The 13,240-nt window shown below is 61.3% G+C and carries 15 protein-coding genes; 9 read left to right on the forward strand and 6 right to left on the reverse strand.

The window, feature by feature from the left end; translation table 11 throughout:
* Positions 1–161: 161 nt before the first annotated feature.
* Positions 162–1,223, reverse strand: a complete 1,062-nt coding sequence (locus tag R8871_RS24255) for a sigma-54 interaction domain-containing protein (RefSeq protein WP_175052746.1) — start codon at positions 1,221–1,223, stop codon at positions 162–164.
* A gap of 374 nt (positions 1,224–1,597) precedes the next feature.
* Between R8871_RS24255 and R8871_RS24260 the strand changes: the two genes are divergently transcribed.
* From R8871_RS24260 to otsA, 6 genes are all read left to right on the forward strand, one after another.
* On the forward strand, positions 1,598–1,915 hold the full coding sequence (locus R8871_RS24260; protein ID WP_175052897.1) for a DUF883 family protein: 318 nt from the start codon (positions 1,598–1,600) through the stop codon (positions 1,913–1,915).
* A gap of 48 nt (positions 1,916–1,963) precedes the next feature.
* Positions 1,964–2,245: a hypothetical protein gene (locus tag R8871_RS24265; protein ID WP_175052747.1), complete on the forward strand. Its 282-nt coding sequence runs from the start codon at positions 1,964–1,966 to the stop codon at positions 2,243–2,245.
* A 313-nt stretch (positions 2,246–2,558) separates the two neighbouring features.
* Positions 2,559–3,959, forward strand: a complete 1,401-nt coding sequence (locus R8871_RS24270; protein WP_175052748.1) for a sigma-54-dependent transcriptional regulator — start codon at positions 2,559–2,561, stop codon at positions 3,957–3,959.
* 379 nt (positions 3,960–4,338) lie between these two features.
* Complete coding sequence (locus R8871_RS38515; RefSeq protein ID WP_246287685.1) at positions 4,339–4,548, forward strand: hypothetical protein; 210 nt, start codon at positions 4,339–4,341, stop codon at positions 4,546–4,548.
* 168 nt (positions 4,549–4,716) lie between these two features.
* Complete coding sequence (locus R8871_RS24275) at positions 4,717–4,926, forward strand: hypothetical protein (RefSeq protein ID WP_175052749.1); 210 nt, start codon at positions 4,717–4,719, stop codon at positions 4,924–4,926.
* A 211-nt stretch (positions 4,927–5,137) separates the two neighbouring features.
* A complete protein-coding gene (gene otsA / locus R8871_RS24280) occupies positions 5,138–6,568 on the forward strand; it encodes an alpha,alpha-trehalose-phosphate synthase (UDP-forming) (protein ID WP_175052750.1) in 1,431 nt (476 codons plus the stop codon).
* A gap of 226 nt (positions 6,569–6,794) precedes the next feature.
* On the opposite strand, the gene R8871_RS24285 is transcribed toward otsA, so the two are convergent.
* The 5 genes from R8871_RS24285 to R8871_RS24305 all read right to left on the reverse strand — a co-directional run bounded on the left by R8871_RS24285 (position 6,795) and on the right by R8871_RS24305 (position 11,457).
* On the reverse strand, positions 6,795–8,249 hold the full coding sequence (locus tag R8871_RS24285; RefSeq protein ID WP_175052751.1) for an MFS transporter: 1,455 nt from the start codon (positions 8,247–8,249) through the stop codon (positions 6,795–6,797).
* 138 nt (positions 8,250–8,387) lie between these two features.
* A complete protein-coding gene (locus R8871_RS24290) occupies positions 8,388–8,891 on the reverse strand; it encodes a YbhB/YbcL family Raf kinase inhibitor-like protein (protein WP_054035050.1) in 504 nt (167 codons plus the stop codon).
* Positions 8,892–9,086: 195 nt separating this feature from the next.
* Positions 9,087–9,533: a very short patch repair endonuclease gene (locus R8871_RS24295; protein WP_175052752.1), complete on the reverse strand. Its 447-nt coding sequence runs from the start codon at positions 9,531–9,533 to the stop codon at positions 9,087–9,089.
* A gap of 30 nt (positions 9,534–9,563) precedes the next feature.
* A complete protein-coding gene (gene dcm / locus R8871_RS24300) occupies positions 9,564–10,847 on the reverse strand; it encodes a DNA (cytosine-5-)-methyltransferase (protein WP_175052753.1) in 1,284 nt (427 codons plus the stop codon).
* 286 nt (positions 10,848–11,133) lie between these two features.
* Positions 11,134–11,457, reverse strand: a complete 324-nt coding sequence (locus tag R8871_RS24305) for a hypothetical protein (RefSeq protein WP_175052754.1) — start codon at positions 11,455–11,457, stop codon at positions 11,134–11,136.
* A gap of 175 nt (positions 11,458–11,632) precedes the next feature.
* On the opposite strand from R8871_RS24305, the gene R8871_RS24310 reads away from it, so the two are divergent.
* The 3 genes from R8871_RS24310 to R8871_RS24320 all read left to right on the forward strand — a co-directional run bounded on the left by R8871_RS24310 (position 11,633) and on the right by R8871_RS24320 (position 13,208).
* A complete protein-coding gene (locus R8871_RS24310) occupies positions 11,633–11,824 on the forward strand; it encodes a CsbD family protein (RefSeq protein ID WP_035552219.1) in 192 nt (63 codons plus the stop codon).
* 223 nt (positions 11,825–12,047) lie between these two features.
* Complete coding sequence (locus R8871_RS24315) at positions 12,048–12,269, forward strand: hypothetical protein (RefSeq protein WP_054035047.1); 222 nt, start codon at positions 12,048–12,050, stop codon at positions 12,267–12,269.
* A gap of 231 nt (positions 12,270–12,500) precedes the next feature.
* On the forward strand, positions 12,501–13,208 hold the full coding sequence (locus R8871_RS24320; RefSeq protein ID WP_175052755.1) for a glutathione S-transferase N-terminal domain-containing protein: 708 nt from the start codon (positions 12,501–12,503) through the stop codon (positions 13,206–13,208).
* Positions 13,209–13,240: the final 32 nt, after the last annotated feature.

Here is a 13,240-nt window from a genome sequence, read left to right on the forward strand (position 1 = left end):
TGCGAAGGGATTAATTATGAGATTAAAGGCCCGCAAAAAGGGCCGTTTCAGCGGAGCGGGGAACGCGCGGAAGGCGTACAAGGACCGTGCAAAAAGTAGTCGGCAAGCACAGAAGAAAACACCGGCTCACGCGAACGAATTGCGTGAGCGCCTGGCACGGCTTATTGCTCGGTTTCTTCGTCCGAACTCTCTTCACCGCCGTATGTGCTTAGACGGTTGTACAGCGTTTTCAGACTCACGCCGAGCGCTTTGGCCGCGCGCCGTTTGTCGCCGCCGCAATACTTGAGCGTGCCGAGAATGATCTGCTTTTGCGCATCGGCGAGCGGCGTGCCGATCCACACGCTCATCGCATCGCCTTGCGTCACGGGCTTTTTCACGCGCGATGCGAGATGTGGGTGCGGCAACTCGACCGTCTTCTCCGCGAGAATGAACGCGCGATACACCGCGTTCTTCAATTCGCGCACGTTACCCGGCCACGACCAGGTCCGCAGTGTTTCGATCGACCGTTTGCTGAAGCTCTTGCTCGCGTTTTCCTGCTGATTGAGCAAGGCGAGGAAGTGTTGCGCGAGCAGTTCGCGATCGTTTTCACGCTCGCGCAACGGCGGCGCGCGCAACGGGAAAACCGCGAGCCGGTACATCAGGTCTTCACGCAGACCATTTTCCTTCACCGCTACGGCGGGGTCGCGATTCGTCGCGGCGATCACGCGCACGTCACCACTAATCAGTTCGTTGCCGCCGACCCGAAAAAACGTGCCGGTCTCGAGCGCGCGCAGGAGTTTGACCTGGCGTACCGGCGCCATTTCAGTGATTTCGTCGAGAAACAGCGTGCCGCCATTCGCGTGTTCGAAGTAGCCGACACGGGCCTGGACCGCGCCGGTGAAGCTGCCTTTTTCGTGGCCGAATAATTCGGCTTCGATGAGTTCGTCCGGAATCGCGCCGCAGTTCACGGCGACAAACGGTGCGTTCTTGCGGCTGCTTTGATCGTGAATCGTGCGGGCGATCAGCTCCTTGCCCGTGCCCGATTCGCCGATGATCAGCGCAGTCGCGTCGGTGCTGGCGACGCGTTCGATCTGTTCGTACAGGTCGAGCATCACCGGCGACGAACCATATAACAGTCCGTACGATTTCAGTCCCGCGATGCCGTCCGCGACGCGCTGCTTCGCCTGTGCCGAAGCATTGCCGCCGGCGGAAACGGTGGGCGAGTCCAGCTCGATTGACGCCATAAACGGGAAGTCCTGTGCAAATTGGGGTTCGGTGTTGCGGCGCGCAGGCCTTGGGCAAGACGGACCCGTGCGGCCACTATCTCACAGAAATTCGATTTAACCACTTTGACGCCGCTTCCGGCAATCCATGTGACGGTCGGCGAAAAAGGCCGGCGCAGGCCCGGTCGAAAGTGCCTGGACCCATGCCGATGCTGAACCGGAGCGGCAAATTTACCGGGCACGGCGTTTGCGCCGTCAAGCCGATATGCGTGTGCTTTTGAGCGATTCTGGTCGAAGCGCGCCGGCGGCGAATGCGGCTCTCCGATTGTTCGCGACGTGCCGGAAACAGGATGCAAACAGGATGCAAACACCGAATTCAGACATAGGAGTGAATGATGACTGATACCACGCAACAGCTTGCACTCGGCAAGCAGAAGATTGTCGACGATCTGAGGGTGCTGCTGACGGACTCGGAAGAGATGCTGCGGCTTGCCGCCACCGTGCCGGGCGAAGGCGTCGATGCGCTGCGCGAGCGGCTGGGCGCGCATGTCGAAACGCTGCAATCGGCGCTCGGCGATGCGCAGGAGAGCGCCCAACGGCGCTACCGGGTCGCGACCGTCAATGCGGAACGCTATGTGCGGCGCAACCCGTGGCGCTCGATCGGCATTGCCGCGAGCGCCGGCTTCCTGCTTGGCGTCCTCAGCACGCGCTAACGCGCGGTGCCTGACGCCGATCCGCTTGACGAAAACAAGGAGTTCACGATGGGACGACCCAAAATTGGTATCTTCGGCGCGCTGATGGCCCTTGGCGGTTTTCTGGCTGTGCGCTACGTGCAGCGAAACCGCGCCGCGCAGGTTCCTGCGGCGCGTGAGCTGAGCCGTTGGGAAGGCGAGGGCGGTACGGTGGCGACGCCCTTGGCTGCGCCGTCCGGCAGCGTGACGGCGGCGAGTGTCGGCCCGTCCACGCCAGATACTGCGCATGGCGCAAATGGCTCGGCGCATCCAAATGGCAAAGACGGCGCATGGCCGTTTCCGCGCAGTTGAGGGTCAAAAACAGAGCCTTGCGGACGCCGTCGCATCGGCGCGCAGCGTCCGCAAGCGGACCTTGGCGTACATTACAAACTTGTCTCGATAAAGCCGTATAATAGGTTTATAGACAACAATGCCGCGCTTCCTCAGGTGTTTTTCCTATTGATTGTTGCGATATTGAGTCAAGTCAGAGGTCCGGCGCTGCTGCGAAACGTTAGCGTGTGCTCACATCCGGACGCACTCGCGGCGCGGCGGCAAGCTGCTGGCCAGCTTCCCATCATGCAGTTTTGCATGTCCCCCATTCACGCTTTCGGGCTTTCGAGACGCGATGCCACACGTACTGATTGTCGATGACGATGCCGGTACCCGCGAGGCGCTTTCCGCCATCATCGGGGAAGACGGTTTGACTACCGCCACTGCGGGCGATTTGCGCGAAGCGCGCATTCAACTGGTCCGGCAGATGCCGGACGTCGTCTTTACCGACCTGAAGCTGCCCGACGGCAGCGGAGTCGATCTGTTTGAAGATCTCGATCCGCGCTCCGGTGTGGAGGTGATCGTGATTACCGGTCACGCCACGGTGGAATCGGCGGTCAACGCGTTGAAGATGGGCGCCACCGACTACCTGGTGAAGCCGATCAACATGCAGCGCGTGAAGGCGATCCTGTCGCGCTTGCCGCGCGCCGGCGACCTGAAGGCGGAAATCGGCACGTTGCGCGGCGAGTTGCGCCGCATGGGCCGCTTCGGTTTGATGCTCGGCAACTCGCCGGCTATGCAGGAGGTTTACGACCAGATCGGCCGCGTTGCGCCGACGGCGGCCTCCGTCATGCTGGTGGGCGAATCGGGCACCGGCAAGGAAGTCGCCGCTCAGACGCTGCATCAGCTCAGCTTGCGCCGCAAGCATGCGTTCCTCGCGGTGAACTGTGGGGCGATCTCGCCGAACCTGATCGAATCGGAAATGTTTGGCCACGAGCGTGGTTCGTTCACCGGTGCGGACCGTCAGCACAAAGGCTATTTCGAACGTGCGAACGGCGGCACGCTGTTCCTCGATGAAATCACCGAAATGCCGATCGAGTTGCAGGTGAAGTTGCTGCGCGTGCTGGAAACCGGCATGTTCATGCGGGTGGGTACGACTAAGGAAATCGAAACGGATGTGCGGTTGATTGCGGCGACTAATCGCGATCCTGAGCAGGCTGTGCTCGAAGGCAAGTTGCGGCTTGATTTGTACCACCGCCTGAACGTGTTTCCGATCAGTCTGCCGCCGCTGCGCGATCGGGGTAAGGATGTTGAATTGCTGGCGCAGGCGTTTCTGGATGAACTCAACGAGCGGCACAGCACGAAGAAGCATTTTCCGGCTGCCGTGAAGGATATGTTGATGTCGTATCCGTGGCCGGGCAATGTGCGCGAGTTGAAGAACTATGTGCAGCGGGCGCACATCATGTCGGGGACCGATTCGGATAGCACGGCTACGGTGCCGCTGCAGATTACTTTGTCGAAGCCTGCGGCTGGCACGGCGATTACGATTCCGTTTGGGACTTCGCTTGCTGAGGCTGATCGGCAGTTGATTCTGGCTACGCTTGAGCAATGCGGTGGGGTGAAGACTCGCGCTGCTGAGATTCTTGGGATTAGCTTGAAGACGCTTTATAACCGGCTTGTTGAGTATGGGAATGATGCTCGGGATGAGGGGGAAGTAGGGGATGAGTCACGAGCTCTAGGGGGCGCTGGCGCTTGAGGTTTTTTGCCTGTTCGGCGCTTGTTTGTCCGTGTTCCTGGGGCTTTGGCCTTTCCTTGAATTGTTAGTGGTCTATTTGCGTTGCCCCTGTGCGGGGCGGCACCTACTTTTCTTTGCCTGCTGCAAAGAAAAGTAGGCAAAAGAAAGCAGCTCACACCACTCCTGCTAAGTGGGCGCCGTGGTCTGCATAGGGTAGTGGTGCATCTGGAATCTGGGGTCGTGCACCGGCATGCGCTTGTGACACGGGCGTCATTCTTCCGGCGGCGCTGCGCGCGCCGACGCGTAGGTCTTCGAACCGTTTGTTTGTCTTTTTCTTCTCCCTTTTTTTTCGGCATGGGCCTTGCTGCGGTTCTTTTGAACGCAAACGAGGGTAACCAATATGCCGGAATACACCACCGCTTTTTCGCTTCCCTTCCCGCAGTACGCTCATCGTCCTGAGCCTAACGATCCGCCGAATCCTGCGGAGCCCGACACCGTTCCAAGTCCGACTCCGGATCCTATCGAACCCGTTGCGCCGCCGATCGGTGATCCGCCCTCGCAGCCCACGCAAACGCCACAAGCCAGTCGGTGTCCGCCGTTACGAACCTAGAGCATGCAACTCTGACGTGTTCTGTGCGCTGGGACGCAGTCCGCCGCAGTGATTTTATGTACTTGTTACAAAGCCGGCGCATCTTTTACCGGCAATTTACCGTCGTGAACCCTACACTGAATTGACGCCGCTCACGATGGCGGCGGGCTTCCCCCGGAGGCATCAATCATGAGACACCCAGCACTGCGACGTTCCGCGCGCCACTCGAAGCGCGACTCCCGGCCAGGCAGCAAGGACGCCCCGCCGGAGTCGCCGGACCCGGCCGCGCAGAACCGCGTCGCGCCTAATGCGCCGCCAGACGGGGAGCACAACCAGGGCGGCGTGCGTCAGGAAGGGTTGGAGTACCAGCGCGATCTCGGTTCGGAGCAGGACGCCTGAGTCCGCTTGACGGCCGGTAAGAAGGGTTCCGGTTTCGTCACGCAAAGCAGAAAAAATTTCCTCGCGGTGCTCTGATGCCGCGTGTTTCTGCTCGTTCGTCACATTTACATACATTTTTATTTTCAACATCTCATAAAACGGCACGCGACTTGCATGCACCTCTTTGGCACATATCCGTATGCAACGAAACAACTGACTAGGTGGAGCACCAATGAGCAGACTGATCGTGGTATCGAATCGTGTGGCGCCGACCCAGGAAGGCCGACCCGCAGCAGGTGGCCTTGCGATCGGCGTGCTGGACGCGTTGAAGGAAACCGGCGGAGTCTGGTTTGGCTGGAGCGGTGAAACGGTAAGCGAGCCGTCCGCGCCGGTGATCGAAAAGCAGGGCAATGTGACGTACGCGACGGTGGGTCTCACCAAGCGCGACTATGACCAGTACTATCGCGGCTTTTCCAACGCGACACTGTGGCCGACGTTCCACTATCGCAATGACCTGTCGCGCTACGACCGGCAGGAGTACGCGGGTTATCAGCGTGTCAACGCGACGCTCGCGAAGCAGCTCAAGGAACTGCTCAAACCCGATGACATCATCTGGGTGCACGACTATCACCTTCTGCCGTTCGCGCGCTGCCTGCGCGAACTCGGCGTGAAGAATCCCATCGGCTTCTTTCTGCATATTCCGTTTCCGGTGCCGGAAGTACTCCGTACGATTCCGCCGCACGAGGAATTGGTCAAGGCGATGTGCAGCTACGACGTGGTCGGTTTCCAGACCGAAGCTGACCGTCAGTCGTTCGTCGACTTTATCGAGCGCGGCCAGCACGGCACCTCGAGCGAAGACGGCATGATGCACGCCTACAACCGTTTCCTGAAAGTGGCCGCGTACCCGATCGGCATCTATCCGGACGCGATCGCTAAGGCCGCCGACCAGTTCACCGACCGCAAGCCGGTGCGCAGCCTGCGTGACGGCATGCGCGGGCGCAAGCTGATCATGAGCGTCGACCGGCTCGATTATTCGAAAGGTCTGGTGGAGCGCTTCCAGGCATTCGAACGGCTGCTGCTGAATGCGCCGGGCTGGCACGGACGCGTCTCGCTGGTGCAAATCGCGCCGCCGACACGCGCGGATGTGCAGACGTATCAGCGCATTCGTCAGACGCTGGAGGGCGAAGCCGGCCGCATCAATGGCCGTTTCGCGCAACTCGACTGGACGCCGATTCAATACCTGAACCGCAAGTACGAGCGCAATCTGCTGATGGCGCTGTTCCGCCAATCGCAAGTCGGCTATGTGACGCCGCTGCGCGACGGGATGAATCTGGTCGCGAAAGAGTACGTCGCATCGCAGGATCCGGCCGATCCGGGCGTACTCGTTTTGTCGCAATTTGCGGGCGCGGCCGAGCAATTGCCGGGGGCGCTGGTCGTCAATCCGTTCGATCTGTCGCAGATGGCCGAGGCGCTGGAGCGCGCGCTGTCGATGCCGCTCGCCGAGCGTCAGGCGCGTCACGCGGACATGATGGCGCCGATGCGCGAGAACAATCTGTCGGTCTGGCGCGATACGTTCCTGGGCGATCTGCGCAACGTTGCGACCGCCTCTTCAGTAACGGCCAAAGCGGTAAAGCTCGCTGACGTGACGGCATCGTCGTCATAGTTGTATTAGCGGCGGCGCTGGGGCCTTCAGGAACCGCGCGTGCTGGTCACGTCGAACTGTTTGGGCAAGGATGATGAAGCATTGAGGAAGGGCGCGAACCGCAATATGCGATTCGCGCCCTTGTTGTATCCGGCGTTAGGCGGATAACCCGAGCAGGCGGGTCACGCGCTTAGGCCTGCAACCGTAGTCAGGCTCCGATCGGCTTGCATCGATGCCTGCAACGCACTCACGCCGCCTGCACGTTCACGCGCTGCCTCACGCGCATCATGCTGACCACGGCGGCGACCGCCGAAAAGCAGGCTGCCACATACAGCGTGATGGTCGGCCCATTCTGCGGCGCGATGCCGAAGATCAGCGCGACCAGCGCCGCGCCGAGCGTCTGTCCGGTCAGGCGCGCAGTGCCGAGCATGCCGCTCGCACCGCCGCTGCGCTCACGCGGCGCGGCGGACAACATGGTCCGATTGTTCGGCGACTGGAAGATCCCGAAGCCCGCGCCGCACAGCGCCATGCGCCACGCGATCTGCATGGGCTCGGGATGCGCACCGAGCGTGGCGAGCAGCAGCAGGCCCACCGTCATCGTCACGAGTCCGACGCCGCCCAGCCAACCAGACGACACCTTGTCCGACAGCACGCCGGCAATCGGCGCGGCGATGATGATCACTGCCGGCCACGGCGTCATCAGCAAACCGGTTTCCACCTGCGACAAACCCAGCGTGTCCTGCAACAGAAACGGCAATGACACGAAGGCCAGCATCTGCGCGCAGAACGAACACACCGAGGTGCCGATCGACAGCGCGAACACCGGAATCCTCAGCAAGTCGATCGGCAGCAGCGGCGCGGGTTGAGTCAACTGACGGCGCACGAAGAAGTAGCCGATCACAACCGCAACGAGCGCCTCGGCGACGACCCAGCGGATGTGCTCGCCGTGACCGAGGCCGTCGATTGCAAAGATCAGCAGGCCGAACACGAACGCGTTCATCACCGCGCTCAGATAGTCGTACGGAGACTCGTGGCCGGGATTCATCGGCAGCGCCTTGAAGCCGCCGACAATCGCCGCGATCCCGATCGGCACATTAATCGCGAACAGCCAGGGCCACGAGGCGATGGCGAGCACGCCGGAGGCGACCGTCGGCCCGACCGCGGACGATATCGCCACGACCATCGCGTTGATCGCAACGCCGCGTCCAAGCTGCGTGGGCGGATAGATCATGCGCACGAGCGCCGTGTTCACGCTCATGACGCCCGCTGCACCGAAGCCCTGGACCACGCGGGCGAGTGCGAGCGTCGGCAGCGAGGTGGACAACGCGCAACCGAACGATGCCACCGTGAACAGGATCAGCCCCGCCAGATAGATACGCCGGTAGCCGATGCGATCGCCGAGCGACGCAAGCGGCAGCAGTGAGATGGTGATGGCGAGCTGGTACGCGTTGACGACCCAGATCGAGCCGGCCGCGCTTGCATGCAGATTGCGCGCGATGGTCGGCAGCGCCACGTTGGCGATCGCGCTGTCGAGCACCGCCAGCGTGAGGGCGAGGGCGATAACCAGCATCGCCCAATAGCGTTGCGGAATCGGCAAGCCTTGTTCGGTGCTGTCCGCGAGCGGCGTGCCGGCGGCGAGTGGAGCGACGGAGGCGGCATCGGCCGGCTTCGAACCGTCCTTGCGCGATGGTTGTGCTTGCATCGTTCTTTTGATTTGGAATGGGGCGGCGCATCGATCCTGAGATGAGCCACGCGCGCTGCGTGCCGCCCTGGAAAGACAGGACGCCGCACAGCGATGACGCCGGCGCTGATACAGCGCGCCGGCATCGCGTCTCGCGCGTTATTTGAGTTCGTACAGACCGGTGTGGGTGGTCGAGTCGAGTTCGTTCAGATGCGTCATGAAGCGCGCAACCGCGTTGGTGGTCTCCGCATTGATCGGCAGATGCGGCACCTTCAGCGCGTGCAGGCGGAAGATGTAGCGATGCGTCTTGTCGCCACGCGGCGGCGCCGCGCCACCGAAGCCGACCGTGCCGTAGTCGTTGCGCAATTGCAGCGCGCCCTGCGGCAGCAGTGAGCCATCGGTTTTGCCGGCGTTGCGCGGCAGCGATCGGGCATCAGCCGGAATGTTGACGACGACCCAGTGCCAGAAGCCGCTGCCGGTAGGCGCGTCCGGATCGTGAACCGTGAGTGCGAAGCTTTGGGTATCGGCCGGCGGGGCATCCCACTGCAACGCGGGCGAAATATTCTCGCCGTCTACGCCGAAGGCCTTGTCGTGGTATTCGTGGGCTTTCGGCATAAAGCCGTTGGTAGGGAAATCGTCGGACCAGAGACGGAAATCAGCCATCGTGTGCCTCCCTTCTTGGTGGTTCTGGGATGGTCGGAGCGTGCTGTTTTTGCTATCGGCTTGCCATTGAACTGCCGGCGAGTTGCTGCCTGATTTCTGCAGCATCGGCACGCAAAAAATGCTCCGAGCTAGCCAATCGAGTGTATCACCAGCAGCTCTGGAGTTCCCTTCAGCCGGGCAGGCTACAAGCAGCTTTCAGCCGCGTTCCTCGAAGCTCGGCGCGTCGCTCTTCAACCACTCGACGAGCCGCTGCAACACGCCCTCGATATCGCGATTCGCGCCACGCAAAGCGCATTCCCATACCACTCCGACACGCCAGCCGCTCGCAAGCAGCGCCGCGCGAACTTTCTCGTCATTACTACGATTGCGGCCGATCTTGTCGCGCCAGAACTCGGGCCGGGTTTGCGGCCATTTGAACAGATGGCAATCGTGACCGTGCCAGAAACAGCCGTGCACCAGCACGACGGCGCGATAGCGCGGCAGCACGATATCCGGCCGGCCCGGCAGATCGCGCGCGTCTAAACGGAAACGAAAACCCCGGCCATGCAGCAGGCTGCGGATCAGGATTTCCGGCTTCGTATTGCGGCCGCGAATGCCGGACATCATCCGGCTACGCGTTGCGCTGTCGACGATATCGACCATCGTTAGCGTCTGGCTAGCGGATCGGGGCGCTCAGGAATAGAGCGAAAGGGCTTGCTTCGAACCATTGTGCGTCTCCACGGCGAGCAGGGTTTGCACATGCGGCAGCATGATGCGCGCCACTTCCCGCATCACCGGCATGACGACACTGTTGCCGAATTGCCGGTAAGCCTGCGTGTCGCTGACCGGAATCCTGAAGGTGTCGGGGAAGCCCATCAGCCGCGCACATTCACGCGGCGTGAGGCGCCGCGGCCGCAACTGCTCGCCCTGATAGACCAGAATCTCCGAGCCGTCCTTGTGATAACGCGCCGAGAGTGTGCGCGTGACGCTGTCGGGATAAGCCATGCCGAAGCCAAAGCCATTGCCCGCCGCGCGATGCTTCGCCGCGTAGTTTTGCAGATAGGTCCAGAGATTCGGGGTGAGCGTGTACTTCGGTTGCACGCGTTTGCTCGTGTGGTCGAAGAATCGATCATGGTCCCACGGCAGCACCGGTTCGCTGCCGTCTGTGCGATGCAGGATCGAACCAAGGCGCGGACCGCTTTCCGGTAGACGCAGATCGTCCCAGGAAAACGACGTCTTGCCGCGAAAGCCGACGATGATGATGCGCTCCCGATGCTGCGGCGTGAAATGCTGGCCGTCGACGACGCGGTAATGCACCTCGTAGCCCAGCTCGTCGCGCAGGGTCTGCAGGATCACGTCGAAGGTGCGGCCTTTGTCGTGCGAGAGCAGATTCTTCACGTTCTCCAGCAGGAATGCGGCGGGGCGCTTTGCCGCGATGATTCGCGCGACGTCGAAAAACAGCGTGCCCTGCGTCGTGCATTCGAAGCCGTGCGGGCGGCCCAGCGCGTTTTTCTTGCTGACGCCGGCAATCGAGAACGGCTGGCACGGAAAGCCGCCGAGCAGCACGTCGTGGCTAGGCACGTCTTCGGCGGGAAAGGAGACGATGTCGCCGATCAGCGCGTGGTCGCTGCCGGCAGGGTAGTTCTCGCGATAGGTCTTGGTGGAGAAATCGTTCCACTCGCTCGTGAAGACGCAGTCGCCGCCGTGCGCCTCGAAACCCATGCGAATGCCGCCGATGCCGGCAAACAGATCGATGAAGCGGAATTGAGCGTCGCCGGGGGCCGAGCCGGCCTTCGTCCGGCCGCTGCTGTGCAGCAGATCGCGCAAGGCCGGTTCGAGCATCGACGGACACGGTGTTTCGCCTTTTTCCCAGCGACGTACCGTCTTGATGTCCTTACCGACGTGCGCGGCGATTTCGCGTTGGGTGAAGCGGGCGCGCGCCTGTCTGAGCAGGTCGAGCGGTGCGGCGAGGGTCACGGATGTCCTTGCTGGGAATTTTTGCGGACATTATGACCTAAGGTCGTCCCTTTTTCCTATTTTCACTGAGTGTGAGCAGAAAATTTCTGGTCGCACGAAGACCGTTTTGTCTAAATGCGAATGTCACAGTTGGACGTGTAGGCTTACAGCGTGACGCGAAATCCCCGCGTTGCGACGTGTTCAGGCCGCGACAGGGTTCGCGGCCTTTTTTTAGCTGGGTTTTAGCGGGGAAGAGTAGGGCTGACCGGCGCGGAAGACCGGCCATCAAGACTTGCAGCGCGTCAGATCAGATATGACGGCTGCCGGCGATGTGCAAGGGCTGGAACGGGGCGGAGCTTGCCGCGGCCGGCCCCATCCATACGGGCGGGGGTTCGGCTTCGAACTGGTCCAATTGCAGCAGGAGGCTGTCGACCGCGCACAGTTGCGCGTGGGACAGATTGCCGGTGTCCAGCAATTGGTACAGACGCTTGCGCCAGTAGGTCACCGGCAGAATCGGTCCACCCAGATCGCCTTGTAAAGACGGTCGCATCACGCGCCCGATATGCGCGATATCCTGGTCGACCAGCGCCGCCTGGGATGACCCCGTCAGCGTAATGAGTGTGCGTTCCATAGCCCCTCCATGGCACCTTTACGGCAGGTCGCGGCAGGACTTTAGGGCTTTTTTGAAATATTTTTCGCGGCTGACTTCATCAGCAAAACCGGTTGGTGGCGGCGCGGGCACACCCGTTGCTGAATCGGGATACTGGCGTAATGACGCGCCGGCATTCCAGATATCGGAGCCAAATATGAACAAGGACCAAGTAAAGGGTGTGGGCGAGCAGATCAAGGGCAAGGTCAACGAAGCCGTCGGCAAAGCCACCAACAACCCCGGTAAGGAACTTAAGGGCGACCTCCAACAAGGCGCCGGCAAGGTGCAGAAGGCCTACGGCGATGCTAAGGAAGACGCCAAGGACAATGCAAAGCGCAACGCGCCGTAATTCGGCTCGCGGTGCTGTTTGACGGGGAAAGGCGCTTCGGCGTCTTTTTCTGTTTTTACGGGCAGGGTTGCCGTGCATTGGCTGTTGGACGTTAGTGCTTTTCCGCCAGACGCAGGGTGCGACGCCGTTTTGGCCTGGGAGTAACCCGGGTTCGGCGCCGTGGGCGCTCCGCACACTGTTCGCGGCCTTTAGACTTGGCGCATCCAACACGTAGGAGGCGCCTATGACACCCGAAAAAGTGCTTTCGATGTTCGAACGGCAGTACCTCGAGGGCAAGACGCCCGTCGACCTCGAAACCCTCTGTGCGAGTTTCGCCACGTGGCTGGCGGCGACGTGGGACCAACACGATGGCGAGCAGAAGACGCTGTTGCTGACGATCGGCGCGGCCTTGTGGCGCGAAGGGTATAACCTGCGCGCCGGTACTGCTACCAAGGATTTGTGGTGAGCCTGAGTGCCTTTGTGCGGTTGGGCGGTGGGGAAACGCGTCGCGCGGCAATGTTTGCGTTGGGGTGATTCGAGGCGAGCCGCACTGCGGCGCTCACGCACGCGTTCTGCCGAGTCGGTTTATATTTGGCGGTCGCGTGATCGGGTCTCTGTTTTCGGCCTTCCGGCTGATCGCTGATTCCCGATTCCCATTTTCAGCCGCAGCTTTCGCCACAAGGGTTACATCATCACCATGACCGATCTCTCCGCCTTCCCGATCACGAAGAAATGGCCTGCCGAGCATCCGGACCGGATTCAGCTGTATTCGCTGCCGACACCCAATGGCGTGAAAGTGTCGATCATGCTCGAAGAGACCGGATTGCCGTATGAGCCGCACCTTGTGCGCTTCGATACGAACGACCAGATGTCGGCGGAGTTTCTGTCGCTGAATCCGAACAACAAGATTCCGGCGATCATCGATCCGAACGGCCCGGACGGCAAACCGCTGCCGTTGTTCGAATCCGGCGCGATTCTGATTTACCTGGCGGACAAGGCAGGCAAATTCATTCCGCAGGATGCCGCTGGCCGTTATGAGGCGATCCAGTGGGTGATGTTCCAGATGGGCGGCATCGGCCCGATGTTTGGCCAGGTGGGTTTCTTCCACAAGTTCGCCGGCAAGGAATACGAAGACAAACGCCCGCGCGATCGTTATATCGGTGAGTCGAAGCGGCTGCTGGCGGTGCTGGATCAGCGGCTTGAGGGACGCGACTGGATCCTGGGTGACCAGTACTCGATCGCTGATATCGCGACTTTCCCCTGGGTGCGTAATATGGTCGGGTTCTACGAAGCTGGGGATCTGGTCGGGATTGACGAGTTTTCGAATGTGAAGCGCGTGCTGGCGGCGTTTGTTGCGCGTCCGGCAGTGGCTAGGGGATTGGATATTCCGAAGCGGCCTGCGTGATGGGGGGAGGGTGGGTTGTGCTGTGCTGTGAT

This window comes from Paraburkholderia sediminicola, assembly GCF_902859805.1.
In the GTDB taxonomy this organism is placed as follows: Bacteria; Pseudomonadota; Gammaproteobacteria; order Burkholderiales; family Burkholderiaceae; genus Paraburkholderia; species Paraburkholderia sediminicola.